Origin of the sequence: Exiguobacterium aestuarii (assembly GCF_020171655.1) — a bacterium.
In the GTDB taxonomy this organism is placed as follows: Bacteria; Bacillota; Bacilli; order Exiguobacteriales; family Exiguobacteriaceae; genus Exiguobacterium; species Exiguobacterium aestuarii_A.
Genome location: NZ_JAIVAC010000001.1, coordinates 1,884,935 through 1,910,623, shown reverse-complemented (window position 1 = coordinate 1,910,623; position 25,689 = coordinate 1,884,935). Strand labels below are relative to the sequence as shown.

The following is a 25,689-nucleotide window of genomic DNA, read 5'->3' as shown; positions in this document are numbered from 1 at the left end:
CTTATGCCTGTACATTCTCTTTTTCGTAAATCGGCACCCAGCCCTCGGTCGTCACGAAAATACGAACGGCGACGACTTGGCGGTCTTCTTGCAATGTGAAGTAATGACGTGTGTTGACCGGTACGGAGATGAGGTCACCCGGATTGAGCTCGATATTGAAGTAACCGCGTTCTGCATCGTCAATCGCAAAGATGCCGTGACCACTGACGATGAAGCGAACCTCGTCGTCCGTATGGTGATGTTCTTTTTGGAAGTTGACGAGCAGTTCGTCTAAGTTTGGCGTCGCATCGGACAAGGAGATGACGTCAGCCGTCTTGTAGCCGCGTCGTGCCGACACATCTTGAATCTCGTCACGGAACGTCGCCAAAATGGCTTCTTTATCCTCGTCTGACAGTTGGTAGTTCTCTTGAAGGGAAGCCGGTAATTTTGTGATGTCCCATGCTTCGTAAAGGATGTCTCGTGATTCTAAAAAGTCACGTACCTCTTGTTGATCACTGACACGTTCTTCGGTTTGTTGAAAATAAATCGTTGCCATGTTGAATTCCTCCTTATGAATGGACGCCTAAGGCGCGTAATTTTAATGAATAGCTAAACAAAAATTCATATGCTTCTAAATAACGTTTTGCTGCAGCGGGTGTTTCGCCCCAAACGGTGATCCCGTGGTTCCGGATGAGGACGGCACCGGCATCGCCTGTGACATGTGGGGCAAATGCACGGGCGAGTGTCGGGATATCCGCATGGTTCTCGATAATGGGGATTCGGACGCTTGCCGTTTCCTCCCAATAGCCGAGTGCCTTGATGATTTCTTGACCCGTGAACGTGACATGTCCGTTCGCCGCGTAAAGCTCTGAGATAACGTTATTGTCGACCGTGTGCACGTGAAGAGAACAGGTTGCGTTCGTCTTGTTAAAGATTTCTACGTGTAGCAACGTCTCCGCGGACGGTTTGCCTGTTTGCTCTCCCATCAATTGACCAGTCGCATCGACGAGGACGAAGTCTTCATCCGTACGCTTCCGTTTATCACGACCACTTGCTGTCACAAGGAACGTCAACGGGTCGTCCGATACGCGGATGGCCAGGTTGCCGCTCGTCCCAGGGAACCAGTCCCGTGCGGCAAGCTCGTCTTTAATGTCGGCAAGTTCTACCCATCGTTCTTGTACGGTCATACGTTCACTCCTTTCATGTGAGCTGAAATGTCATAGAATGTCTCGAACGGAACATAGTAGATTCCTTCTGTCTCGCAAAGTGAAATCAGTTGACCCCGCGCATACACAACGTCGGCACGTTTGGCGATTTCAAAATCGGTGACGGAGTCCCCGATGACGATCAACGTATCGGTAGGTGAGACGATCTGTCGGGCAATCGTCGGCTTGCAACAACCGCAATCGTTCGAACAATGGGTATCGCATGAATGAGGCCATGTGACGCGTGCCGTCTCTTCTGAAAAATCAACGTGATTGCAGTAGATGTGTTCCGGTGCGACATGACCTTCTAGAATCGGATGGACGAAAAAGTCCATGCCCCCACTGACGACATCAAATCGAAAGCCGCGTGACTTCATCACTTGCAAAAACTCGACAAACCCTGGCCGAAGCGTGATGGTTGACTGCAGAAAGTCACGATACAAAGCTTGCTGATGACTCGGGAGCAGGCTGAACATTTGACCGACGCCTTCTCGAATGGAGAGCGTTTGGTTCAAAACACCATCTTTGAGTTCGACCCATTCAGGTGGGGCGAAGCGTCGCATCAGCGCGATGATGTTATCTTCTTCCGTGATGGTGCCGTCGAAATCACAGATGACGTGCGTACTCATCGCGTACCCCACGCATCCAACGCGGTTGATAATGCATCGGTCTCGCTCGTTTTACCGATTGCCTGATCGATTGCTTGGCGGAACGCTCTCGCACCGGCAACCGCACCGTCGGGATGCCCATGAATCCCACCGCCTGCATTGATGACGACATCCGTTCCGAAGTCACGAATCAAATCCGGAACGAGTCCTGGGTGAATCCCAGCAGAGGGGACCGTCAGAATCGGTTTCGTCCAATGGGATTCCGTCGCATACGTTTGAATCTGTTGTGTTTCGTCTTTCGGTGTCGAGAGTGAACCATATGGCGACGGGAAGAGCGTCAAGTCCGCCCCGGCGAGTCGAATCAGTTTCCCGAAAAGTAGGGAATGACGAATCGATCCGGTCAACGCTCCCGCAAAAGCGGGATGTGCCAAAATCGGGACGTGAATCTCAGGGTCTTTGGCGAGCTCTCGTAACGCGTCAAGCCCGTACGTATACACGTTGAACAACAATGCGGTCGCGCCTGCCTCGATCAAACGTTTTGCCTGATCGCGTAAGGTGAAAACGGATCCGCTCAACGTGACGGCGTATAGAACGGAACGCCCCGTCAATTCTTGATGTTCTTGAATGATCGATGCTCCAATCCGAGCCCGTTCGAGCGATGGGGTGAGCGGATTGTCATATAAAATCTCATCGTCTTTCACGAGATCGATGCCACCTGTAAACTGGTCACGAAGTTGTGTCGCCAAAAAATTAAGGTCACGCCCGATGACGCCTTTGAAGATGCTCATGGCGAGCGGTCGGTCGTGTACACGAAGGATGTCGCGAACACCTTCAACACCGAATGCGGCACCCGGAAAGTCCGATGTGAGTTCGTCCGGGAGCGATAGGTCGACGAGTTGAACACTCGGGTCGAGCGACAGTTTTCCGAATGTCGTCGTCAGAATGGACGAAAAGTCCGGTGTCACATTATGTAGCGGGTAACGAATCGAGAAGCGACTCGTCGTCTCCTGTTGGGTGGTATCGATGACCTCACCACGGAACGCCTGCAGTTGATGCTGCTCGAGATGATTCAACTCGGTCCATGTGCCGACGGTCAGCTCATGTGCGATTTTTTCAGCCACGCGTTCGACGTGATCGGTATGTTTGATTTCATAAGTAGCGATGATTCCCATAAGTTCCTCCTTTCAGGTCAAACAAAAAATGACCTCATGCCAAGGCAAGAGGTCATTCGAAAACAATGAACTCTTATCTCTCAGCGATAGCTGCAAGAATTAGCACCGTGCCATTTCTGGTCGGTTGCTGCGACATCATCGGGCTTGTCCCTCCGTCTGCTCTTGATAAGAATAGTTGTGAAGTTGTGAAATTTAATTGAATTTTTACATAGAATCGCTCACTCGTCAATTCCTTTTTTTGAGAAAAAAGTTTGAAAATAATGTTTCTATATATGCGTGTCAAAAATAGGGAGTCGACCGGAAATAGAGGATTGACAACTAGCGTGCCTAGTCCGTAATATTCGTCTCAACACGTCAAACACAATTACATCATTTACTCTTATCGCGAGTTGGCAGAGGGAATTGGCCCTAAGACGCCGCAGCAACCGACCATTTGGCACGGTGCTACATCCACCAGACATATGTCTGAAAGATGAGAGGAACAACCAATTTGGGTGTGCCTCTTTCTCGCGGAGAAAGGGGCTTTTTTCATGCATAGATTCAAGAAAGGGGAAAATCATCATGGCTTATGAGGCGTTTACAGAACAAAGTGTCGTCGAACACGTTCGACAGTTGGGGTTACTAGAAGAGGGGATTGCAGAATGTGAGGAAATCGGAGATGGAAATTTAAATCTCGTCTTTCGCATTCGTCAAGGAGAAACGTCATTAATCGTGAAACAGGCGTTGCCGTACGCAAAAGTCGTTGGAGAGAGCTGGCCGCTCACGCTTGACCGTTCGTGGATCGAACAACTGGCACTCCGTGAGTTTTCAAAAGTCGTACCACAATTCGTACCAGATGTACTCGGTAGCGACCGTGAACTCGCCTATACGATTTTAGAAGATTTGTCAGCGTTTGAAATCGTCCGGACGGGTTTCCTAAAAGGAGAGAGCTATCCGAATTTGGCGCGTCACGTCGGTACATTCCTCGGGGAAACGTTGTTTGCGACATCTGACTATGCGAAAGGACCGCTCGCCAAGAAACAAATCGAAAAAGAGTATTACAATCCAGAGCTATGCGATATCACAGAAAAACTGATCTTCACTGATCCGTATCGTGATGCAGAATCGAATCAAATCGAAACGGCTCTTCGTTTAGACGTGGAGCAGCTGTGGTCAGACCTCGCCTTGAAAATTGAAGTGACGAAATTGAAGGTCGGGTTCGTGACAAAACATGAAGCGTTGCTACATGGGGATTTACATACAGGAAGCATTTTTGCGACGCGTCAGGAAACGAAAATCATCGATCCTGAGTTTGCGTTTTACGGTCCATTCGGTTTTGACATCGGTCAAATCATCGCCCATTTGGTGTTCTCGACGTATGCACATCCGTTGAAGCGGTTCGAACGCTTCACAGAGGTGCTCACTGTGTGGGAGACGTTCGAAAAAACGTTCCGTACACGCTTCACACAGGCGGTCGAGCCGTTCAACACGGTGGGATTCGTGGACGAACTGTTGCCATCTATTTTGAGCGATGCGATCGGCTACGCAGGCTGCGAATTGATTCGTCGGACGGTCGGTCTAGCGGGCGTTGCCGACTTAGAAACATTACCGGACGACCTTCGGATCGAACGGAAACGTCACGCCCTAGAACTTGGGACACGTCTCATCAAACAGCGCCATCAGATTCAATCGATCGACCAGCTGATCCCGGTCCTATCGGAGGTGCGGGTATGAGTGTGCAAAGTATTCATTTCGATGCCGACACAGAGGTGTTGACGATTTTAGATCAGACACAGTTGCCGCAAGAAGAGCGCTATATCGAAGTGTTAACGCTCGAACAGGCCGAACAGGCGATCAAGTCGCTTCAAGTCCGGGGTGCGCCGGCCATCGCTTATTTTGGGGCGTTCGTTCTTGCGAAAGAAGCGTCACGCCTGCAAGACAATCCCTATTTTCATCTCCAATTGAATCAGGTTGGTCAACGGTTGATTGCGACAAGACCAACAGCGGTCAACTTACAACATGTCATCGAATCACTCCTTCGATTGAATGTGGGGGAAGACTTTGAGCAGATTGCAAAAGCCGTCAAAGCGCGTGCGATTGAAATCTATGAACAAGACGTGGCCACGTATCGCACGATTGGTGAGCATGCGTTGACCGTGTTACCTGCTGGTGGGAACGTGTTGACGATTTGTAACGCCGGTGCCATTGCGACGTCACGATACGGTACCGCGCTTGCTCCGTTCTATGTCGGAAAAGAACGAGGCATCCCGTTTCGCGTATTCGCGTCGGAAACTCGTCCACTGCTTCAAGGGGCACGGTTGACGGTATGGGAGCTCGACCGGGCAGACATCGACGTCACATTAATCACGGACAACATGGCCGCATGGACGATTCAGACGAAACAAATCGATGCCATCATCGTCGGGGCGGACCGTATCACCCGTACCGGTCATACGGCCAACAAGATCGGGACACTCCAACTCGCGATTTTGGCGAAGCATTACGGCATTCCGTTTTATGTGGCAGCCCCGCATTCGACGTTTGATTTGGAAGCAGACGACACGATTCAAATCGAAGAACGGGACGCGCATGAAGTGACTCATATCGGGGGACATCCGACGGCACTCGTCGGCATCACCGTCTTCAATCCGGCGTTTGATGTGACCCCACCAGAACTCATCACCGGTCTGATTACGGAGACAGGTGTGCTCGAACCGACTGAGTCGGTCATTGTACAACACGTAGGAGGAAACGCATATGTCTAAAAAAATCATCATCTTCCTGTTGACCGTCATTCTGGCGCTTGTCGGATGCACGAACGAACAGGCGCAACCGAAAACGACCGCGACAACAAATAAAACGGAGACAAAAACAGTCAGCGTATCGAATGAGACCCTTCCTAAAAACCTAGAGGTCGCCCTCGTCATGCAGATGTCGATTGGGACGTTCTCTTCGCAATATATCGAAGGGGTGACCGAGCAAGTCGAAGCGTTCGGTGGCAACGTGAAAGTGTATAACGCCGATAATGATTTGTCGAAGATGGCGAGTTACGTTGATACGGCGACAACGCAAGGGGTCGATGTGATCTTGATTGACCACGGACGTGCCGATGCCTTGAAAGAGCCTGTTCAAAGGGCGCTCGATAAGGGCATCAAAGTCGTCGCATTCGACAACGATTTAACGAATGAAGGGGTGACGGTCATCGATCAAGATGATTATTCCCTCGCTTGGCGCTCACTCAAAGCACTCGCAGAAGACTTGGACGGGGAAGGGAACATCGTCACGATTTGGGTCGGTGGGTTCACGCCGATGGAACGTCGTCATACGATTTATGATGCGTTCTTGAAACGTTACCCGGGCATCCAAGAAGTCGCGAAATTTGGTTCGGCGACGAACAATACGGCGCTCGATACGCAAAGTCAGATGGAGGCGATTTTGAAGAAGTATCCGGAAGGCGAAATCGATGCGGTGTTTGCGATGTGGGATGAGTTCGCCAAAGGGGCGAGCCGTGCCATCAAGCAGGCGGGACGTGACGAGATTGCGGTCTACGGGATTGACTTGAGTGACGAAGACCTACAACTTATGCAAGAAGATGGGAGTCCGTGGGGCGTGACGGCCGCGACGGATCCTGCTGAAATTGGTCGCATCCAAGTCCGTTACGCTTACCAGAAAGTAGTCGGGGAAGAAACCCCTTCGATTCACTCGGTCGACCCATATTTAGTGGACCGTGACGTCTTGCCGGATGAGCCTGTCACGATGAATGACCTTGGACAGTACGTTAAGGGTTGGGGTGAGTCGAATGCGGCATGGTCGGACTGGATGAAGGAGACGGACTGATGATTCGCTTGGAACGAATCACGAAACAGTACGGTGAGGTGACCGTACTCGATCAGCTGTCGTTCAGCCTAAAACCGGGAGACATTCATGGACTCCTCGGTCTGAACGGGGCGGGTAAGAGTACACTCATCAAACTACTGAATGGAACGGTCGAACCGACGTCCGGCGAGCTGTCCATTGACGGGATGACCATCCGTCTCACACCGGCGGAAGCGATTCGTCAAGGCATCATCACCGTATCACAAGAAGTGGACGATGCGCTCTATTTGGACTTGCCTGTATACGAAAATGTTCTCCCATGGCAGACGGTGAAGCGGGTTCGCCCACAACTGTTGAAACAGCGGGCAAAAGACGTGCTATCCCGGGTCGGTTTAGACATCGATCCAACGCGGCCGGCCGGTCACTATCCGCTCAGCGTAAAGCAACGTCTTCTCATCGCTCGGGCACTTGAGAGTGATGCCAAGTATTTATTACTCGATGAGCCGACTGCCGCCTTGTCGGAGACGGATGCCGATGCCTTGCTTGAATTGCTACAAACGCTCGCGGCAGAAGGGGTGGGCATCGTGTTGGTCACGCACCGATCAGATGAGCTCACCCGCGTCACTTCGACCTCTACGTTTCTTCGAGACGGACGCGTTGTATATGAGGGACCGTTTCAAACCCTTTCCACGGAAGCCGTTCACACCTTTTTGAGTGGGACGACATTTGAAGGGACACAAGAGAAGGCAACCCCTGAAGAGGAGATTCGTTTGTCCGCGCAGTTGACTCTCCCTGCGTTCGGGACGAATCTCTCCGTTGAAGCGTACCGCGGGGAAGTGCTCGGGATTGGAGGATTGACGGGGAGTGGGAAGACAGAACTGGTGGAAGCCCTGTTCGGTCTTTCTGGGCTTCGTCAATCCATCACGGTTAACGGAACCACACATATGATCAAAGAACCGACAGACGCCGTACGTTTAGGGTTTGCACTCGTTCCAGAGGAGAGACGACGTCACGGATTATTTCTAGACGAGACGATTGAGCGGAACGTGATTGCTGTCGCAGGAAATACCGATGGTGTCTCTGACGTACTGGCATCACTTCGCGTCCGCTATGAGAACGTGAGACAACCGGTTCGTGAGCTGAGTGGTGGAAATCAGCAGAAAGTCGTCTTTAGCAAATGGCTACTCGACGACCGGGACATCTATCTGCTCGACGAACCGACAAAAGGAATTGATATCGCAGCGAAACAAGACGTGTATGAACGCGTCGTCGCACTCGCGAAACAAGGGAAGACCGTGTTGTTCACGTCAAGTGAGCGACATGAACTTGAACGGGTCGCCAATCGGATTCTTTGGCTCGACCGTGGACAATTTGTAGAGAAAGGAGGCGCATGACATGGCACAATTAGTGGTCAAAGAACGAAAACGAATCAGCAGTCATATTGGTCAATACGGGACATTACTCGCAATCCTTGGGTTGATCGCAGTCTTTACTGTGACGAACGATCAATTTCTGACGTATGCAAACTTTAGTGACATCATCAAATCGGTGTCAATCGTGTCGTTACTTGCTCTTGGCGTCACGTTTTCACTCATCGTCGGAGGTTTTGACTTATCGGTCGGATCGACGGCGAGTCTCGCGACAATCGGGGCAGCGTCAAGCCTTGTCCTTCATCGGCAAGAGCTTCTCGTCGCGCTGCTCATTCCGCTCGCTCTCGGGATTCTCGTCGGACTATTGAACGCGCTCGTCACAATCAAATTCCGGTTACCGGATTTACTAGCGACACTCGCCATTATGTATGTTATTAATGGGATTCAGTTGACGTATACGAAAGGATTCTCGATTTATGACAATATGCCGATCGAAGGAGGGACGGCGCCAGGACGCTTCATCCCATCGTTCTTATTTATCGGTCAAGGAACAATCGGTCCGATTCCGTTCGTCGCCCTGCTTATGTTGGTGTTCTTTATCGGGGCTCACTTGTTTTTGACTTACACACGGACTGGGCGAGAATTTTATTACGTCGGGTCGAACGCCGAAGCGGCCCGTCGCTCTGGTATTGCCGTGAATCGGATCAAGTTGTATGCCTACGTGCTCAGTGGATTGTTCGCGGCCATCGGCGGCATCATTCTCGCATCTCGGATTGGGACAGGACAGGTATCGGCTGGAGCACCCCTCTTGATGGACGCCGTTGCGGCTGCTTATATCGGTTATGCCGTCTTTGGAACGGGTCGCCCGAACGTCATCGGGACATTAATTGGAGCTATTTTGATTGGAATTCTCTTGAACGGACTGACGATGTGGGACGTGCCGTATTATGCGCAAGATATCGTCAAAGGGACGATTTTGATTGGAGCGCTCGGTCTCTCGTATATTCAAAAGAAACAGCGGACATGACAAAACCCCCGGACATCAAGTGTTCGGGGGTTCGCTTTGTTCACGCGTCATTGTGAGAAACGGATACACCCCGCCGTTCGTCTCCTGCATGAACGTGTCTTGTGGGATGAAACCGAGCGACTCGTATAACCGGATGGCCCGTTTGTTGAACGTGGCGACGGCAAGGCGTATGGTGTGCGTCCCATATGTCGCCTCGATCCAAGTAAGGATTGAAGTGAGGAATCGATGTCCGTTGCCGCTTCCTGTCAAATCAGGACGCATGCCAAGACCGATGGAAACAGTTTCTGCTGACTCGAATTGCAACGTGACAAAGCCGATGAGATCGTCGTCCTCAAGAATGGCGAACGTCGTGTCTCCCCGTTCATCCGCATCTAAAAATAAGGCGAGGTCTTCCTCGTCGGCATCCATATTGTAAAACGCATAGTCGCCTTCATAGCGCCACTCGAAAGCAATCAGTTCGGCTTGCTCTTGGGTGAGTGGATGAAACGTATGGCTCATAAAAATTCCTCGTCTCTGATCGAAGTGGTCATGCTACACTCAAATCGTATCATGAAAACAAGGGGAGGGAACGTGATGGCAGTCAAATTGGACATGGTCGGGATCGTCGTGACGGATATGAAGCGGTCGCTCGACTTTTATCGTGCGCTTGGGTTTGAGATTCCAGAAGCGATGAACGGGGAAGCGCATGTAGAGATTGACGAAGGAGGCGTGCGTCTCGCGTTCGATACGGTAGAAGTGGCCGAATCAGTATACGGGGAATGGAAACAGGCAGACGGGCATCGAATCGAGCTTGCCTTCTTATGTGAAAGCCGTGAGGCGCTCGACCGATTATATGACAAGGTACTTGAACAAGGATATGCGTCACACAAAGCCCCATGGGATGCGTTTTGGGGACAACGTTACGCCATCCTGTACGATGCGGATGGGAATTTGATCAGTTTGTTCGCTTCATAAAAATAATCCCGGGCCATGTGGCTCGGGATTATTTGTTGTCGTGGCACTCTCCCCATGAACAAAGGGCATTCATGGCGGGCTGCAGGCCGAGCGCATCTTCAGTCAATGAATACTCGACATGGAGGTGCTTTTCGGTCGAATAGTCGACACGGCGAACCATACCCAGCTGTTCGAGTTCACGTAATTGATCGGTCAACACTTTTCGGCTGACGTCAGGAATCGCCCGTTGAATGTCAGAAAAACGGAGCGGTCCATCTTGAAGCGTACAATACACTTGAGGGCGCCATTTGCCGCCGATAATCTCGAGTGCACGGTTGACGGGGAACGATGTGGTCATGTTCAAAGAGCCTCACTTTCGGGTAGTTACTTCAATGTGCGTACTTTTTTTCTTACTTCAATGACAGTATCTTATCGTTATCCGCTAAATTGAGCAAACAAAAAGGAGTAGATGAAACATGACGTATCCAAGAACATTTTCACACATCGGTCTTTCTGTGCCGAACGTAACAGAGGCCGTAAAATTTTATGAGGACGTGATGGGATGGTATACCATCATGACACCATCAGACGTCGTCGAAGATGATTCGCCAATCGGCGTGATGTGTACAGACGTCTTCGGACCAGGCTGGGGTAAATTCCGTATCGCCCATATGTCAACAGGAGACGGAATCGGAATCGAGTTATTTGAGTTCCCGAATAATGAGACACCAGAAGACAATTTCGAGTTTTGGAAGACAGGGATTTTCCATTATTGTGTACAAGATCCTGACATCGAAGGGCTTGTCGAGAAGATTGTCGCCCATGGCGGGAAACAACGGATGCCGATTCGCGAATACTACCCAGGCGAGAAACCGTATCGCATGGTGTACTGCGAAGACCCATTCGGTAACCTCGTTGAAATTTATTCACACTCATACGAACTCACATATTCGGAAGGAGCTTATTAAACATGAAAGCATGGCTACTCGACCAACCCGGTCTGGATCATCTGCACATTGGAGACATCGAGCGTCCGACACCTGGAGCCGGAGAACTGTTGATTCGTGTCGAAGCGGTCGCCTTAAACCCGGTCGACTATAAAGTCGGATCTAACGGAAACCCGAACTGGGCGTATCCACATATTCTCGGTGTCGACCTCGTCGGAGAAGTCGTTGAGGTCGGTTCGAGTATCGCCAACATCATTACGGGTTCGCGTGTGGCCGTTCATACGGATCTTTCGAAATATGGAGGATTCGCCGAGTATACGGTCGTCGATGCCCGGGCCTGTGCGGTCGTCCCACAAGGGGTGAGCGATGAGGCGGCGGCTTCGATTCTGTGTGCCGGAATGACGGCTTATGAAGCGGTCATGCAGAAGCTGAACACGCGAGACAAGGAGACGATTCTCGTACACGCTGGAGCGGGCGGTGTCGGTGGCTTTGCGATTCAGCTCGCAAAACGCCTCGGATTAAAAGTGTTCACGACGGCATCTCCGGAGAATTTTGAGTGGGTAGAATCACTCGGGGCAGACGTGGCGATTGATTATAACGTCGAGGACGTGACGGCACGGATCATGGAAGAAACGGATGGACGTGGTGTCGACTTGATTTTGAACACGGTCGGTCGCGACGTTGCGACATCAGACCTCGATCGTCTCGCGTTCAGCGGACACCTTGCCTATATCGCGGGGCCACCAGATATGACGAACATGAAAGGCTTCACGTTATCCCCTTCGATTCATGAAGTGGCACTCGGAGCGGCACATGCGAGCGAGGACGAACATGCGATTCGCAACTTGGCGTATATGGCCGAAGAGATGATGAGCTTGCTCGATGCAGGTGAACTGAACGACCTTGTCACAGAAGTGTTATCGTTCGACCAGTTGAAAGAAGGTCTCGAAAAACTACAAACGCGGAAAGTACGCGGTAAACTCATCGTCCGGATTCGCGACTGAGTAGAGAACTCCCTGTTATACTGACAGGGAGTTTATTTGTCGAGGAGGCGAAAGAATGGAGCGATTAATAGACACGTATCGACAGACAGATGTTCAGTTGAGCGGTCACGGCAAACGGGAAGTCGGGGTATTGAAACGTGCGTTTGAACAGGTGCGTGACGATGAGCCGAGTGACCAGTATGGACAGGGGAAAACGATTCGACAGTTTGAAGAGAAGATGGCACAAGTTCTTGGGAAAGAGTCGGCGGTATTCTTTCCGAGTGGCACGATGGCGCAACAAATCGCGTTACGCATTTGGTGTGATGAAACAGGGAAGAACACGGTCGCGTATCATCCGCTCTGCCACCTTGAAATCCATGAGCAGGATGGTTTGAAGGAGATACATCACATCGAACCGATTTTAGTTGGGGACGAAAATCGGGTGATGACACTCGAAGAGATTCAGGCGTTGCCAGACATCGCATGTCTATTGCTCGAACTTCCACAACGGGAAATCGGCGGGGAATTGCCGACGTTCGAGGAGCTTGTGGCGATTCATGAACACTGTCGTGATAAAGGGATCTATCTGCATCTGGACGGGGCACGACTGTTCGAATCGCTACCGTATTACGAAAAAGAAGCATCTGAAATCTGTGCACTTTTTGATAGCGTGTACGTCTCGTTTTATAAAGGAATCGGTGGGATTGCCGGTGCCATCCTTGCTGGACCGAAATCATTTTGTGACACGTCGAAGGTGTGGAAGCGACGCTACGGCGGTGATTTGATTAGCCTTTACCCGTATATTCTTTCTTCAGATTATTATTACGAGATGCGGAAAGATAAGATGGCCGAGTATCGGGATCATGCCGTACAGTTGGCAGCACGATTCAACGGACTCGACGGCGTCTGGACGACGCCACGCATCCCGGTCACAAATATGTTCCACCTCCACTTTCAAGGGGAGAAGGAAGAACTAAGTGAGAACATTGCGCGCATTCAAGAAAAAACTGGGGTGGGCATTACGGGATATCTCGTTGAAAAAGAAGGATTTTGTTCAACCGAGGTCAGCATCGGGGATACGTTTGAGGAAATCACACCAGAACAGCTTGACGTATTGTTTCGACAGTTCAGATAAATCAAAACATGCACCATTCCTTTTCGGGAACGGTGCATGTTTTTTACTGGCTGACAATCGCTTCAAGACGATCGAGCTGGGAAGTGAATCCTTCGACAGCCCCCATCTCGACGACTTGTTGGAGAGCTTCTTCATTCGGGAATTCGGAGCGGCTAATGAATAACGTGCCTTCCGATGTATCGAGAAACTCATTCGTGATGGTCATGACAGGTAAGTCCGGATTGACGTGTCCGTCCGCATCTGAGAATGCATCCGTATAGACGATTCGGGAATAGGGGTCAATTTCGATAAAGGTCGATTTGCCCCATGACTCCATGCCGTAAAAGTCACCCTGTTCTTTGTCGACACACGTCATGCAGTAGTGCCAAATCCCACCTGGTTTGAAGTCGAAGCTGTATACTTTCGTCTCCCATCCAGCCGGTCCCCACCATTTTTCTAAATGTGCGGGTGTCGAAAATGCTTCAAATATAAGTTGCCGTGGTGCCTTGAACAGACGTTCCATAATCAATGTCGTGCCCTCTACATGTGATTTGACCGTACTCATGATTGATTCTCCTCTCGTTGTGACTCCGCTAAAAACGATTCCAATCGATTGAGACGATCTGTTTCCCGCGCGATATAGGTCTGCCAAGCATCTAACGGTTCAAGTGCTTGAGACTTGAGCGCGTAGCGTCTCCGGTTCGCATCAATCGTTACCGTGACAAGACCTGCATCATATAAAATTCGCAAGTGCTTCGACGTCTGCGGTTGACTGATTCCAAGTTGATTTGCCATCATTCCGACCGTCCACTCTTGTTTTCGTAACAATTCAATCATCCGTAACCGATTCGGGTCGGCTAACGCTTGAAACAAAGAAGCCAGTTTCTCTTCCATCTTTCGTCACCGTCCTCTTATTCTCTTATATTCCCCATGTGGAATATTCTAAAACAGGAATATAAAAAGGAATTCGTAATGAATTCCTTAATGTCGATAACCGCGAATCCAAGTCGTCATATAGACGAGTGTCGCGATGATGAGCGTTGAAGCGAGTGCATAGATCGGATATGCGGGAAGTGTGTCTTCAAATAACGGATAAAACATGAACGACCCCATAAAAATAGGGACAGAGATGCCGAACGAGACGTATGCCGCTTTAGTTGCTTTCGCTGTGATGATTTGCTCACGTTCATCGACTTCACTGAATTCAGTCATGCGGACGGACCATTGCGCGAAGCTTAACTGCTTATTCGGGCGTGTGTTAAAGGAATAGACTGTCCAAACAATGCCAAAAACAACGAGTAAAAGTAAAGGAAGCAAATTGAATTCAACTGAGAAGCGATCAGACTCGATGACGGTCTTCGATACATCAGATAGAAATGAGCTGAATAGAAAAGCCATAAGAATATACAAGATGATGCTGGAAATAGACTGAACGACGACGTGTTTCATTGTGATTCCTCCTCGATTGTGAATATAGATTCGACCGGTTCCTCGAAAACGCGTGCGATGTGCATCGCCAGCATGAGTGACGGCGTGTAGCTGCCTTTCTCGAGCGAGATGATCGTCTGTCTCGTCACACCGACCTTTTCGGCAAGGTCGCCTTGGGTTAACTGGTGCCGAGCACGCAGTTCTTTTACGCGGTTGACTAATGGCATCGTGCCACCTCATTTCTAGTTTCTACCACTAGTGTAAAACAAACTTTACATAATGTAAAGAAGACTTTACTTAGTTGGAGGTGATACAATAACGTTATAGTCGAAAGGGGAGATAGCGGATGAAAGCGATTGGAGGACAACATCACGTGTCGGCGATGACCGGGGATGCCAAAAAGAACTTGCGATTCTACACGGAAATACTAGGGATGCGGCTCGTCAAAAAGACGGTCAACCAGGATGACCCATCGATGTATCACTTGTTCTATGCAGACGAGAAGGGGACGCCTGGAACTGATTTGACGTTCTTTGAGTTACCGTTTCTCGGACAGACGTATCGAGGGTCAAACAGTATCTCCCGGACAGCGCTCAGGGTGCCGGATGGAGCGCTCGCGTACTGGCAGGAGCGTTTTGACACATTCAATGTATCTTACGGAGAAATCGAGTCGGTTTTAGGAAGGGCAACCCTTTCGTTTGAAGATCATGAGGGGCAACGTCTCTGTCTCGTGGAAGGTGGGAGCGGGACACCTTGGGAAAAGGGTCCTGTGCCTACAGATGTCGGCATTTTCGGTCTCGGATTTAGTGAGTGGACGGTACGGCGGATTGACAAGACGGCACAAGTGCTGACTGAAATACTCGGTTATCGATATGTGACGACGTTTGAACGGGATGGTCACGACGTGCGTGTCTTTGAGACGGGAGAAGGTGGCGTGGCGACAGAGATTCATCTCGTCGATCGACCGGATTTGCCATCGGAACGACCAGGGCGGGGAAGTGTGCATCATGTGGCGATTCGAGTGGAAGATACAGACGATATGGCGAAGTGGATTGAGAAGCTTGACGCACATGGGATCAGTCACTCCGGTCTCATTGACCGCTATTATTTCCAGTCGATCTACTTCCGTGAACCGAGTGGTATCTTAGTAGAACTGGCGACAGATGAACCTGGATTCGCGACGGATGAATCAGTTGAAGCACTCGGAGAACGACTCGCCTTGCCACCGTTTCTAGAGTCGAGACGAGCGGAAATTGAGGAAAAGTTAAAACCACTGTAACCAAAAACCCGACGGACTTTTTTCAGTCTGTCGGGTTTTGTACGCCTAAGAGCAGGGCAAGTTCATTCGTTCGATTGGCGACGAGATCGGCAATCGTGTAACGGTCGAGCACTTGAAAGAATGCCAGCATGGCCTCATTCAACACACTTCGTAAGTCACAGGCCGGTGCGATCACACATCGGCCTTCCCCGAAACATTCCACGAGCTCGAGCGGTTCCATCGACCGAACGACCTCGCCTACGTTGATGTCTTCCATCGGGCGCGCGAGACGGAACCCGCCACCACGGCCACGAACCGACTCCAAGTAACCATGTTTGCCAAGCTCGTATACGACTTTCATGACATGGTTTTTGGAGATGTTGTATTGGTCCGCCACTTCTTGAATCGTGACGAGCCGATGTGAAAACGTGGCGCTATACATTAACGTCCGGAGTGCGTAGTCACACGTTTGCGTGAGTCTCATCCATCATCACCTCTTTTTCCATTGTACAAGACAACGTCTAAAAGTGCGATTCGCGTAAATGTGAAAGGATGGTGGCAGAAATGAGTCGGAATCGTGAAACTCGTTTTAAACAAGTATTTAATATATTGCTTTAAAGTGACCTGAATCACATAATGAACGTGTACGAAACAAAAGGGGGATAAACATATGTTAGATCAACAAACGATTGAGATTGTAAAAGCGACGGCGCCTGTTTTGAAAGAACATGGTGTGACGATTACGAAGCATTTTTATCAACGAATGTTTGAACAAAATCCAGAAGTTCGTCACTTCTTCAACCATACGAACCAAAAACGAGGACGCCAGCCAGAAGCACTCGCGAACGCGGTCTATGCGGCTGCCATTCATATCGACCGACTCGAAGCGATTCTTCCTGCCATTCAACCGGCACTCCATAAACATAAGAGTTTGAATATCCGCCCAGAACATTATCCGATTGTCGGTGAAAACTTACTTGGAGCGATTCAAGACGTCCTCGGAGAAGCTGCAACACCAGACATCATCGACGCATGGGCGAAAGCGTATGGCGTGATTGCCGACGTCTTCATCTCACTCGAGAAACAGATGTATGATGACGCGCCATGGGTCGGCTTTAAATCGTTCATCATCGAAGAAATCATTGAAGACACACCGGAAGTGAAGCGATTCCGTCTCGTTGCGAAAGACGGGGTCGTCGGTACAGCCGTCCCAGGACAATATATCTCGGTTCAAGCGCGAATCGCAGGAGAGGACATCCTACATCACCGCCAATATAGCGTTATCGAGACGACAGAAAACGGGTACTGGATTGCGCCGAAACAAGAAGGGCTCGTTTCGGACTGGCTCCATGAACAGACGATTGGTACCGAAATTCCGGTAAGCGCACCAGCGGGTGAATTCATCCTTGAAACGTCTGATCGTCCGCTCACACTCATCGCGGGAGGAATCGGCATTACACCACTCTTCAATATGGCGAAGACGGCAATTGGTCAAGGGCGTTCCGTCACATTGTTGCACGCGGTTCGCAGTGCGAACCTTCGTCCGCTCAGAGACGAACTTGATGAACTTGTGGATCAAGGGCTTAAACTCATCACACACGTGGATGACGTATCGGGTTGTATGAGTGCGACGCAACTAGAGGCACTCGATGTCGAAGGTCATGATGTCTATACGTGTGGACCGAACGCGATGATGGAGACGGTCGTTCGCGTCATTCCTCAGGCACGATATGAATTCTTCGGGCCGTCTGGAGTTCTCACGACCAACTAAAAAAGACGACTAGAAAAAGTCGTCTTGATGCACAACATAAGTTATTCCGTGAGTTCACTTGAATGTATGACTTGTTTGTTGGCGTCCAACGTTTCAAGTGACCACGAACCATCTGACGGTTGTGTTGTTTCAATGACATAGGTCATGGTGTAGCTTTCAATTTCGGGATCGTTGACGAGAAAATCTTTTGAGACATCGTCACCGTTTAACCGTAAATAGACGACATCTTCCGGGCGTTCTTTTAGATGGACGCCGATGTACTCTTTGTTTTCAACTTGAAGAGTGACGAAATCAAACGGCTGATTCGGCTCTGTTTGTTTCGTGACAGACCCTAAGTTCCCTGTATCGACATCAATCTCAGCTAGACCGATGACGGAGCGGTCTTCATTTGTGTAAAAAGAGAGAACGGACTGTTCCATGTTATGAATTTCAAACGTATACCAATCGTTCATCGTCATATAACGATTCATTTCCTTTTCGGCATTCTCGTATGAGTTACCGTTCTGAATGTTGGTGTATGTGTACAGTCCGACACCGACAGCGATGGCGACGATGATAAGACCGGAGACGATCGTGAGTAGGATGATTCGCTTAGACATTGTTCTTCCTCCAATTTTTTATAAATAGAAACACCCCATGGCTCGCGCGAGTGCATGGGGTGTTTGAATTAGTACGTCAAGCTCGCAGCGACGATGATGCCGACGACGAGTGATGCGGCGAATAAACTGAAACCGATGGCCATGTTGCCGTTCTCGACTTCTTTTTCTAAGTTCACGCCAGGTGTGAGGATATATTCAAACGTCCAAAACGCCAATACTTGGGCAGCGATGCCGACGAGCCCCCAGATGAACGCATCGAGTAAGTTGACGCTGTTCGCCCAAACCGTATAGATGACGATGGCGAGTCCGAGTGCTTTCCCCCAAAGTTTCAACGCGACAGCCATGTTGCCTTCTTTGATTAACTTACGTTCCGAATACTTGGTCGTCAGGGCGAAGATGATGAGTCCAGCGAGAATGAGACCGAATCCTGTCCCGAGGTGGGCGAGGAAGCTTAAAATTGAGTCAAGTGTGATGAAAGTCATGAGTTTGTCTCCTTTTGAGTAGGTGTGCCAACGGCTAAGTAGTAAGATTGGTTGTTCGTGATCATGCTACCGGCACGGACGCCGAGTGCGGACGGATGTCCATTCAAACAGAAACATCCGACCATATAATGTGTCTCGACACGACCTTTGACAGTCGTCGTCATCCGTGTCGGAAGTTCGATGAACTGTTGGTACACGGCTGTTTCTTCCGCATACGTTTGCAGTGCTTCTCGGTGAAACGGTTGGCCGTCTTTCGTGTACAAGATGACGGAGTCCCCTTCGCGTCCGAACGCTGGCTTTTTGACGTAATCCGATTCGCCGAGAAACGGTGTCTCTTCTAAGTAAGTCGGTAAAAAATAAGTTCCGATGATGTCGCGCTCGGCTTCATCGAACAATGTCTCGGTCTCATACAATTCCCAAATCAAGGCTTGGACACCTTTCGACTGCATGAGGAATGCCGAGAGCGGGTTGAGCAGCGACACATGTTTTTGTAGGTTCAATTCGAGCAACCGAATGCCGATCAAGTCTCCGTCTGCTGCTCGGTCGTCCACGAGATGCTCGATTGGATACGTTTGACGATACAAGATGTCGATTCGTTCGCCCGATGGCGTGTAGACACCGTCTTCGTCGACGAGTAAGGCGTGCAACGGTACGAATTCAGACGGTAAGTCGAGCGTTTCTTGCAGAAAGCGCGCCGTCCATTTGTCTTCGATGTTGTCGTCATGTGCCGTAAAGACGATTTTAGGTGTACCTTCTCGTCCGAGTCGTTTCCATGCGGCGACGATGGCCTTGCGCAGTTCGGTTTTCAGTTGAGCGGTGGCTTCCCTGTTCGGATCGAGGAGACCAAACTCGGAAGCGACCACGCCGTTCACGTCAAACAGTTCCTTAATAAACGTTGGTGTGTCTGCATTGAACTCCATCAATTTGAGTTGACCGTCTTTCATGATCCAGTCGTAACGACCGATGATGGTTTCCTGGGAAATCGCCTTCTCTCGTAAAAAAGGCAGGCTCGCTTCAGGATAACCGAGTAGTCGGAACGTCTCGTCCGGTAGCGTACGCAACAATTGATTCGTCTTCCGAAAAATCGAATCAACCGCCTCGGTCGCTTCTCGAATCGAGTTAACCTGCGAGGCGGTCATCTCAAAACAATCGTATAAGGCATATTCTTCATCGTTTAAATCGGGCCAAAAATAAGGGATTTGACTATAAAGTTCGTCACGCGTCATCCGCCAAATCCACCTTTAGAGCCGCTGCCGAGTCCAGATTTTGACGATCCTGAATTGGAACCGTTCGATACGGCGCCGGTCGCACCACCGTTAGCTTTATACGTCTTATATGACGAAGAGCTCTTCAATGCATTTTTTGAGCGGAATAGACTACCGAGTAAGAAATAGCTGCCATAGTGAGGAGAACGGTCGTCATCGCAATAATACGACTCCGTCTCGTCATCCCAGTCCCAATCATCACATTCGTAGCCGGTCGGTTCTTCCGGAAGTGCCGCCTCTTCATATTCGTCCCCACCACATGCGGCAAGGGAAGTGGTCAAGACTGCGACCGATAGTCCGCTTAAAATTTTCTTGCTCGTCTTCATGTTGATTCCTCCAATTCATAACCAGTCGGTGTGACATAGATGACGTACACACCACGATCTTCATCTGTTTCCGCTGAATCCCGCTCATACTCTTTGCCGGCCACGTACAAGTATTGGCTCCCGAGCATGGCGAGCGCATCGAGGTGACGGTCGACGTAATAGGCTTCGAGCAGCGGGTTGTCAAATCGGTCGTCGAGTGTACGGATCTCGACTTTAATCTCGCTCGTTTCGTGTTTGTCCATCGGTCCTTCTGTGTAACGGTCGACGTAAATCAAGAAGTATTGATCGCCTTCTAGGGCGGACGAGCGTTGCTTATAGGTCATGCCGTCTTTGACGAAAAACTCACACTCGCGACGGGCCAGCACTTCATCTAAGCCGAGAGACGTGTAATGATATAGTGGTTCGAACGATAATTCATTTTTATAGAGACGATACTCTAAGACGATTGAGTTCATATGTCAGTCCTTCCTTTTTTCTTCTTATACGGAATCACAATCAAAATGGTTTCGTGAATCTTTTTGTAGATACGTTTAGTATATAAGAGAGAAGGAGGGGGAAACAGTGCATATCTTATTTCGTTTGTGGAAAGGGTTAGCGAAATTATCATTTTTGAATGTCGTTCTAGCTTCGATTGGCATTATCGTCCTAGGGACCGTGCTCGGTTATTGGTTAGAGCCTGAGACGTTCGGGTCATTATTTGATTCGTTCTGGTGGACGATGACGACGTTGACGACCGTTGGATATGGGGATTTTTATCCGTCCTCCGTGGCAGGGCGATGGCTCGGGATCTTCTTGTTCCTATTCGGGATTGGGATTATCGGGGCGTTGATTGGAAAATTAGTTGAAATCGGCGCGACGTTTCAACGGTTAAAACGGGAGGGAAGACTAGTGTATCGTGGAGAAAGACATTATGTGTATATCGGGTGGTCCCCGAAGACAAAAAAGGCAATTGATGAAGTGCTCAACTATGAACCGAAAGCGGAAATCGTCTTGATTGATCAGTTGATCGAGGAGCCGTACGTGCACGATCAAGTGCACTTCGTTTCAGGGGATGCCTCAGATGAAGCGGTCTTATTGCAGGCGAACGTCCTGAAAGCACGACGCGTCGCCATTTTTGCGGATGCGCGAATCACGGAGACATTACTCGCCGATGGAAAATCGCTTTTGATCGCCTCAGCGGTCGAGGCGCTGTCCTCTGAACATCAAGTGGATTTGCACACGGTCGTTGAAGTGTGTGAAGAGCGGAATATCTCGAAATTCAAACACGTTCGCGTCGACGATTTTATTTTGGCGAACGACTCAGTCTCCCTCCTAATGGCGAAAGCGACGTTACAGCCAGGGACGACGGCGATTTTCCGTCAATTGTTAAGCAAACAGTCAGGCGGGAACATCCAAGCGTTGAAACCAAAAGTCGAGTGGCAAAATGTTCGGCAAGCGAACACGGCTTTACTTGAATCAGGGGTGACACTCATCGCGGTCAATGACCGATTAGATGTGGCGACGATGCTCGATTTGCCACTACAAGACACAGACATGCTCTATGTCGTCTGTCATGACGATGTATTTGAACGATTATCATAAGGAGTGAAACCATGCATAACGGAACGTTTATCCGAAAGATGACACGTATGCAAAACGTGCAACGATGGGACGAATATGCCCCACATTATCATGATAATGCAGCGAGTCATAGCTTTCGTGTCGCGGTCTTCAGCTTGATCGCGGCTTATGTGGAAAAAGAGAACGGGCGTGACGTCGACTTGCTCGATTTGCTCGGGAAAGCTATTTTCCACGACATGAATGAAGTACAGACCGGTCCGATCATGCACCGGACGAAAAAAGAGCCGACCTTGATTGGTCACATCGAGCGCATGGAACGGACAGCGAGCCTCGGTCTTGTCGAATTGTTGTCACAGTCGTTACGTCCTCACTTCCACCGTTTTGTTGTTGAGGCGGAAGATGACTCGTTCGAAGGACGGATTGTCGACGGAATCGATTCTTTTGATGCGATGCTATTCGTACGACGGGAAGTCGCCCATGGCTCTCCTCATTTCGATGACAAGTTAGAAGAGATGAAAGCTGCCCTCCGTCATCATCCGATTGATTCGGTCCGTTGGCTGTTCGACCAGGTCGAGGCAGAGACCGATGTGTTACGCTTCATCGAGAACGTCATGCGGATGGACAGTGTCCGTCGTTGGAAAGGGCGCTTCAATACGATTGACGACAACGATGCGATTCATGGTTTCCGGGCTGCCGCGCTCGGTATGTTCAGCGGACTCTTAGAGCGCGAGAAGTACAACGTCGACGTTGATGTCGCTGAACTCGTGGCACGTCTTCTTTGTCATGACTTAGTCGAAGGGGTGACCGGAGATGTGCTCGGACCGGTCAAGCATTCGACACAAGAGACGGGAGCGGCGTTCGAGGCATATGAGCGGGCAGAGAGTGAACGTCTTCTCGGGTTGTTGCCGGCATATATGCAGCCGGCGTTCCGTCGATACATGGCTGATTCGAAAGATGACACGTATGAAGGGATGCTCGTCGATATGATGGATAAACTCGATGCCCTCATCAAGATGAACATGGAGCGGAAGATGAACGGGGCCGAGTATGAGGTCACGTATCGTGAGCAGCTCCGTAAAGTCCAAATGCGTTATGAGAACCCGAGTATGATTTTCTTCCTCGCCTATATTTTGCACGACCTGGATTACGTCACAAGCTAAATCGATTCACACAGAAGTCGCGAACTTAATTGTTCGCGACTTTTTTATATCATTTATTGACATATATCATTTAACGATATATATTGAATATAAGAAATGTATCATTCAATGATATAGGAGGTGGAGAAGATGCCGCGAACGGACTCCTTGGAGTTAGGAGAACTGACGGATAGTATGTTTTACATCTTATTGGCGCTCACGACGCCGCGTCATGGTTATTTGGTCATGCAATTTGTCGAAGAAATCACACGAGGACGAATGCAAATCGGTCCTGCGTCGATGTATACGATTATTAAAAAATTATTGAACGCCGAACTGATTGAACCGATGGACGGGGACGGAAAGAAAAAGAACTACCAGATTACGCGTAAAGGGCGTTCGATTCTGACGGATGATGTGAAGAGACGACAGGCGATGGTCGAAGATGCCTGTGCCATTTTAGATATGGAGGGATCACGATGAGACAGAAGTATATGTCGAGCTGGGGACTAGCGTTTGCCGAAGAGCGTGAGATGCGAAAACTAGAACGAATGGCAGCCAAGGGTTGGCATTTGAAGCAATTCGCACCTCTAGGATACACGCTCGTTGAAGGGGAACCGGAAGACGTTCAATATAGTTTGGATTATCGAACCCGTCCGGATGAAGACTACTTTGACCTGTTTGCATCGAGCGGATGGCAACATGTCACATCGACCGGGGATGAGATTCATATTTTCAAAGGGAATCGAGATGCCAAGCCGATTTATTCGGATGTCGAAACGGCAGAGGAGAAATATCATGACATGGAACGTCAGATGGGACGAGCTGCGCTCATCCTAGGTATTTTATGGATTGCCCTGTTTTCCTTGTTTCAGTTTGAGTGGCCAATCGTCGTCGAGACGATATTGATCGGTGTTCAACTACTCGTGACAATCGGTCTCGTATTTACAGGACTACCGTACATTGGCTACCGTTTCAAGCGAAAACGAATAAGCCGTCAAGGATGATTAGGCGGATGGCACAAGCCATCCGTCTTTGTTTCGTTCAACTGAACTATTCAAATAAAAAATAGTTAGAGAGAGAGAACTGTTTTTAGACATTAGTCTATGCAACAAAATCAAAATCCTTCACAATAATTCATGCAAGCGCTTTCATTATTTAGTTGAGGAGGAATGAATGATGTTGAAGAAACGACAAGGGATTGCCGTGCTGGCTGGAGTGACATCGATTGCACTGCTTTCGGGGCAACCGGTCGCACAAGCGGCAACTCCACAGAACGGTACGATGATGCAATACTTTGAATGGTATGTCCCGAACGACGGGCTCCATTGGAACCGTCTCTCAAACGATTCGCAGCATTTGAAAGATATCGGCATCTCCACGGTCTGGATTCCGCCGGCTTATAAAGGGACGTCTCAAAATGATGTCGGATACGGGGCCTATGATTTGTATGATTTAGGAGAGTTCAATCAAAAAGGGACGACACGCACGAAGTATGGAACGAAAGCGCAGCTACAGTCGGCCATCTCTAACTTACGCGGAAAAGGGATTGGCGTATACGGGGATGTGGTCATGAACCATAAGGGGGGAGCGGATTATACCGAGTCTGTTCAAGCTGTCGAGGTCAATCCTTCTAACCGGAATCAGGAGACGTCTGGGGAATATTCGATTTCTGCCTGGACCGGATTCAATTTTGCGGGGCGCAACAATACATACTCGCCGTTCAAGTGGCGTTGGTATCACTTTGACGGGACTGATTGGGATCAGTCACGGAACTTAAGCCGGATTTATAAATTCCGAAGTACGGGTAAAGCGTGGGACAGTGAAGTATCCGGGGAGAACGGGAACTATGACTATTTGATGTACGCCGATATCGATTTTGAGCATCCGGAAGTGCGACAAGAGATGAAAAACTGGGGGAAATGGTACGCGGATTCACTCGGTCTCGATGGATTCCGTCTCGATGCGGTCAAACATATTAATCATTCGTACTTGAAAGAATGGGTGACAAGTGTCCGACAGACGACAGGGAAAGAGATGTTCACCGTCGCGGAGTATTGGAAAAACGACCTTGGGGCCATCAATGATTACTTGGCGAAGACGGGCTATACTCACTCGGTATTCGATGTACCGCTCCACTACAACTTCCAAGCGGCAGGGAACGGCGGCGGTTACTATGATATGCGCAACATTCTAAAAGGAACGGTCGTCGAGCAGCATCCGACACTCGCCGTCACCATTGTCGATAACCATGACTCACAACCTGGGCAATCACTCGAGTCGACGGTTGCCAATTGGTTCAAACCGCTCGCCTATGCGACGATCATGACACGCGGTCAAGGATACCCGACACTCTTCTATGGAGACTATTATGGGACGAAGGGGACGACAAACCGTGAAATTCCGAATATGTCAGGGTCTCTTCAACCGATTTTGAAAGCGCGTAAAGACTTTGCCTATGGCACACAACATGACTACATCAACCACCAAGACGTCATCGGTTGGACACGTGAAGGTGTGACAGACCGTGCGAAGTCAGGTCTTGCGACGATTTTGTCGGACGGACCGGGTGGCTCGAAATGGATGTATGTCGGGAAGCAGAACGCGGGAGAAGTATGGAAGGACATGACCGGCAACAATGGTCGTCTCGTGACAATCAACGCGGACGGTTGGGGCGAGTTCTTCGTCAACGGCGGCTCGGTTTCCATCTATACACAACAATAAATCC

At 49.7% G+C, this 25,689-nt stretch carries 32 protein-coding genes and 2 riboswitches; of the genes, 16 read left to right on the top strand and 16 right to left on the bottom strand.

Going from position 1 to position 25,689, the window contains the following annotated elements; all coding sequences use genetic code 11:
- Nucleotide 1: 1 nt before the first annotated feature.
- From LCM29_RS09950 to LCM29_RS09935, 4 genes are read right to left on the bottom strand one after another with little or no spacing between them, the layout of a single operon-like run.
- Nucleotides 2-535, bottom strand: a complete 534-nt coding sequence (locus LCM29_RS09950; protein WP_224862438.1) for a 1,2-dihydroxy-3-keto-5-methylthiopentene dioxygenase — start codon at nucleotides 533-535, stop codon at nucleotides 2-4.
- Nucleotides 536-548: 13 nt separating this feature from the next.
- On the bottom strand, nucleotides 549-1,166 hold the full coding sequence (locus LCM29_RS09945) for a methylthioribulose 1-phosphate dehydratase (protein WP_224862436.1): 618 nt from the start codon (nucleotides 1,164-1,166) through the stop codon (nucleotides 549-551).
- Complete coding sequence (locus LCM29_RS09940; RefSeq protein WP_224862434.1) at nucleotides 1,163-1,813, bottom strand: 2-hydroxy-3-keto-5-methylthiopentenyl-1-phosphate phosphatase; 651 nt, start codon at nucleotides 1,811-1,813, stop codon at nucleotides 1,163-1,165. Before LCM29_RS09940 ends, LCM29_RS09945 begins: the two co-directional genes overlap by 4 nt.
- Nucleotides 1,810-2,964 (bottom strand): 2,3-diketo-5-methylthiopentyl-1-phosphate enolase, encoded by a 1,155-nt coding sequence (locus tag LCM29_RS09935; RefSeq protein ID WP_224862432.1) that lies wholly within the window; start codon nucleotides 2,962-2,964, stop codon nucleotides 1,810-1,812. Before LCM29_RS09935 ends, LCM29_RS09940 begins: the two co-directional genes overlap by 4 nt.
- A gap of 70 nt (nucleotides 2,965-3,034) precedes the next feature.
- Nucleotides 3,035-3,136: riboswitch (SAM riboswitch) on the bottom strand.
- A 204-nt stretch (nucleotides 3,137-3,340) separates the two neighbouring features.
- A riboswitch (SAM riboswitch) is annotated at nucleotides 3,341-3,443 on the top strand.
- Between the two features lie 82 nt (nucleotides 3,444-3,525).
- Between LCM29_RS09935 and mtnK the strand changes: the two genes are divergently transcribed.
- The 5 genes from mtnK to LCM29_RS09910 are packed head-to-tail and all read left to right on the top strand — an operon-like array spanning nucleotide 3,526 to nucleotide 9,156.
- Nucleotides 3,526-4,677: an S-methyl-5-thioribose kinase gene (mtnK, locus tag LCM29_RS09930; protein WP_224862430.1), complete on the top strand. Its 1,152-nt coding sequence runs from the start codon at nucleotides 3,526-3,528 to the stop codon at nucleotides 4,675-4,677.
- Entirely contained in the window at nucleotides 4,674-5,708 is a 1,035-nt protein-coding gene (gene mtnA, locus LCM29_RS09925) for an S-methyl-5-thioribose-1-phosphate isomerase (RefSeq protein WP_224862428.1), read from the top strand. Before mtnK ends, mtnA begins: the two co-directional genes overlap by 4 nt.
- Nucleotides 5,701-6,780: a sugar ABC transporter substrate-binding protein gene (locus LCM29_RS09920; protein ID WP_074035671.1), complete on the top strand. Its 1,080-nt coding sequence runs from the start codon at nucleotides 5,701-5,703 to the stop codon at nucleotides 6,778-6,780. Before mtnA ends, LCM29_RS09920 begins: the two co-directional genes overlap by 8 nt.
- Nucleotides 6,780-8,153 carry a sugar ABC transporter ATP-binding protein gene (locus LCM29_RS09915; RefSeq protein ID WP_224862426.1) on the top strand — a complete coding sequence of 458 codons (1,374 nt, stop codon included), beginning with the start codon at nucleotides 6,780-6,782 and terminating at the stop codon, nucleotides 8,151-8,153. The genes LCM29_RS09920 and LCM29_RS09915 overlap by 1 nt, the downstream gene beginning before the upstream one ends.
- 1 nt (nucleotide 8,154) lies before the next feature.
- The gene (locus LCM29_RS09910) at nucleotides 8,155-9,156 is read left to right on the top strand and encodes an ABC transporter permease (protein WP_224862424.1); all 1,002 of its coding nucleotides are present in this window, start codon (nucleotides 8,155-8,157) and stop codon (nucleotides 9,154-9,156) included.
- Nucleotides 9,157-9,171: 15 nt separating this feature from the next.
- On the opposite strand, the gene LCM29_RS09905 is transcribed toward LCM29_RS09910, so the two are convergent.
- Nucleotides 9,172-9,654 carry a GNAT family N-acetyltransferase gene (locus LCM29_RS09905; RefSeq protein ID WP_224862404.1) on the bottom strand — a complete coding sequence of 161 codons (483 nt, stop codon included), beginning with the start codon at nucleotides 9,652-9,654 and terminating at the stop codon, nucleotides 9,172-9,174.
- Between the two features lie 75 nt (nucleotides 9,655-9,729).
- Here LCM29_RS09905 and LCM29_RS09900 point away from each other — a divergent pair, with 75 nt between their 5' ends.
- Nucleotides 9,730-10,110 carry a VOC family protein gene (locus LCM29_RS09900; protein ID WP_214784925.1) on the top strand — a complete coding sequence of 127 codons (381 nt, stop codon included), beginning with the start codon at nucleotides 9,730-9,732 and terminating at the stop codon, nucleotides 10,108-10,110.
- A 28-nt stretch (nucleotides 10,111-10,138) separates the two neighbouring features.
- Here LCM29_RS09900 and LCM29_RS09895 read toward each other — a convergent pair whose 3' ends face one another.
- Entirely contained in the window at nucleotides 10,139-10,447 is a 309-nt protein-coding gene (locus tag LCM29_RS09895) for a winged helix-turn-helix transcriptional regulator (RefSeq protein WP_031422089.1), read from the bottom strand.
- Between the two features lie 118 nt (nucleotides 10,448-10,565).
- Between LCM29_RS09895 and LCM29_RS09890 the strand changes: the two genes are divergently transcribed.
- Genes LCM29_RS09890 through LCM29_RS09880 form a run of 3 tightly spaced genes read left to right on the top strand, consistent with a single transcriptional unit; the run spans nucleotide 10,566 to nucleotide 13,154 of the window.
- A complete protein-coding gene (locus LCM29_RS09890) occupies nucleotides 10,566-11,057 on the top strand; it encodes a lactoylglutathione lyase family protein (protein ID WP_214786108.1) in 492 nt (163 codons plus the stop codon).
- 2 nt (nucleotides 11,058-11,059) lie between these two features.
- The gene (locus tag LCM29_RS09885; protein ID WP_224862403.1) at nucleotides 11,060-12,040 is read left to right on the top strand and encodes a zinc-binding dehydrogenase; all 981 of its coding nucleotides are present in this window, start codon (nucleotides 11,060-11,062) and stop codon (nucleotides 12,038-12,040) included.
- A 55-nt stretch (nucleotides 12,041-12,095) separates the two neighbouring features.
- Entirely contained in the window at nucleotides 12,096-13,154 is a 1,059-nt protein-coding gene (locus tag LCM29_RS09880) for a threonine aldolase family protein (RefSeq protein ID WP_224862402.1), read from the top strand.
- Nucleotides 13,155-13,197: 43 nt separating this feature from the next.
- On the opposite strand, the gene LCM29_RS09875 is transcribed toward LCM29_RS09880, so the two are convergent.
- From LCM29_RS09875 to LCM29_RS09860, 4 genes are all read right to left on the bottom strand, one after another.
- Entirely contained in the window at nucleotides 13,198-13,698 is a 501-nt protein-coding gene (locus tag LCM29_RS09875) for an SRPBCC family protein (RefSeq protein WP_224862401.1), read from the bottom strand.
- Nucleotides 13,695-14,027, bottom strand: a complete 333-nt coding sequence (locus LCM29_RS09870; protein ID WP_224862400.1) for an ArsR/SmtB family transcription factor — start codon at nucleotides 14,025-14,027, stop codon at nucleotides 13,695-13,697. The genes LCM29_RS09875 and LCM29_RS09870 overlap by 4 nt, the downstream gene beginning before the upstream one ends.
- Nucleotides 14,028-14,114: 87 nt before the next feature.
- A complete protein-coding gene (locus tag LCM29_RS09865; RefSeq protein ID WP_224862399.1) occupies nucleotides 14,115-14,582 on the bottom strand; it encodes a hypothetical protein in 468 nt (155 codons plus the stop codon).
- Nucleotides 14,579-14,788 (bottom strand): helix-turn-helix transcriptional regulator, encoded by a 210-nt coding sequence (locus LCM29_RS09860; RefSeq protein WP_224862398.1) that lies wholly within the window; start codon nucleotides 14,786-14,788, stop codon nucleotides 14,579-14,581. The genes LCM29_RS09865 and LCM29_RS09860 overlap by 4 nt, the downstream gene beginning before the upstream one ends.
- A gap of 119 nt (nucleotides 14,789-14,907) precedes the next feature.
- Here LCM29_RS09860 and LCM29_RS09855 point away from each other — a divergent pair, with 119 nt between their 5' ends.
- The gene (locus tag LCM29_RS09855) at nucleotides 14,908-15,840 is read left to right on the top strand and encodes a ring-cleaving dioxygenase (RefSeq protein ID WP_224862396.1); all 933 of its coding nucleotides are present in this window, start codon (nucleotides 14,908-14,910) and stop codon (nucleotides 15,838-15,840) included.
- Between the two features lie 22 nt (nucleotides 15,841-15,862).
- On the opposite strand, the gene LCM29_RS09850 is transcribed toward LCM29_RS09855, so the two are convergent.
- Complete coding sequence (locus LCM29_RS09850; RefSeq protein WP_224862394.1) at nucleotides 15,863-16,303, bottom strand: RrF2 family transcriptional regulator; 441 nt, start codon at nucleotides 16,301-16,303, stop codon at nucleotides 15,863-15,865.
- Between the two features lie 186 nt (nucleotides 16,304-16,489).
- Between LCM29_RS09850 and LCM29_RS09845 the strand changes: the two genes are divergently transcribed.
- Entirely contained in the window at nucleotides 16,490-17,590 is a 1,101-nt protein-coding gene (locus LCM29_RS09845; RefSeq protein ID WP_224862392.1) for a globin domain-containing protein, read from the top strand.
- A gap of 41 nt (nucleotides 17,591-17,631) precedes the next feature.
- On the opposite strand, the gene LCM29_RS09840 is transcribed toward LCM29_RS09845, so the two are convergent.
- From LCM29_RS09840 to LCM29_RS09820, 5 genes are all read right to left on the bottom strand, one after another.
- Complete coding sequence (locus LCM29_RS09840) at nucleotides 17,632-18,189, bottom strand: hypothetical protein (protein ID WP_224862390.1); 558 nt, start codon at nucleotides 18,187-18,189, stop codon at nucleotides 17,632-17,634.
- Nucleotides 18,190-18,257: 68 nt separating this feature from the next.
- Nucleotides 18,258-18,671: a DUF350 domain-containing protein gene (locus tag LCM29_RS09835; protein WP_012727460.1), complete on the bottom strand. Its 414-nt coding sequence runs from the start codon at nucleotides 18,669-18,671 to the stop codon at nucleotides 18,258-18,260.
- Nucleotides 18,668-19,897, bottom strand: a complete 1,230-nt coding sequence (locus LCM29_RS09830; RefSeq protein WP_224862388.1) for a glutathionylspermidine synthase family protein — start codon at nucleotides 19,895-19,897, stop codon at nucleotides 18,668-18,670. The genes LCM29_RS09835 and LCM29_RS09830 overlap by 4 nt, the downstream gene beginning before the upstream one ends.
- Entirely contained in the window at nucleotides 19,894-20,262 is a 369-nt protein-coding gene (locus tag LCM29_RS09825) for a hypothetical protein (protein ID WP_012727458.1), read from the bottom strand. Before LCM29_RS09825 ends, LCM29_RS09830 begins: the two co-directional genes overlap by 4 nt.
- A complete protein-coding gene (locus LCM29_RS09820) occupies nucleotides 20,259-20,717 on the bottom strand; it encodes a hypothetical protein (protein WP_214694705.1) in 459 nt (152 codons plus the stop codon). Before LCM29_RS09820 ends, LCM29_RS09825 begins: the two co-directional genes overlap by 4 nt.
- Nucleotides 20,718-20,823: 106 nt before the next feature.
- On the opposite strand from LCM29_RS09820, the gene LCM29_RS09815 reads away from it, so the two are divergent.
- The 5 genes from LCM29_RS09815 (at nucleotide 20,824) to amyS (ending at nucleotide 25,685) form a co-directional block, all read left to right on the top strand.
- A complete protein-coding gene (locus LCM29_RS09815) occupies nucleotides 20,824-21,843 on the top strand; it encodes an ion channel (RefSeq protein WP_224862386.1) in 1,020 nt (339 codons plus the stop codon).
- A gap of 11 nt (nucleotides 21,844-21,854) precedes the next feature.
- Nucleotides 21,855-22,982 carry a YfbR-like 5'-deoxynucleotidase gene (locus LCM29_RS09810; RefSeq protein ID WP_224862384.1) on the top strand — a complete coding sequence of 376 codons (1,128 nt, stop codon included), beginning with the start codon at nucleotides 21,855-21,857 and terminating at the stop codon, nucleotides 22,980-22,982.
- Between the two features lie 129 nt (nucleotides 22,983-23,111).
- A complete protein-coding gene (locus tag LCM29_RS09805; RefSeq protein ID WP_214744699.1) occupies nucleotides 23,112-23,444 on the top strand; it encodes a PadR family transcriptional regulator in 333 nt (110 codons plus the stop codon).
- On the top strand, nucleotides 23,441-23,968 hold the full coding sequence (locus LCM29_RS09800) for a DUF2812 domain-containing protein (RefSeq protein WP_214744697.1): 528 nt from the start codon (nucleotides 23,441-23,443) through the stop codon (nucleotides 23,966-23,968). The genes LCM29_RS09805 and LCM29_RS09800 overlap by 4 nt, the downstream gene beginning before the upstream one ends.
- Before the next feature lie 175 nt (nucleotides 23,969-24,143).
- Nucleotides 24,144-25,685 (top strand): alpha-amylase, encoded by a 1,542-nt coding sequence (amyS, locus tag LCM29_RS09795; RefSeq protein WP_412093986.1) that lies wholly within the window; start codon nucleotides 24,144-24,146, stop codon nucleotides 25,683-25,685.
- Nucleotides 25,686-25,689: the final 4 nt, after the last annotated feature.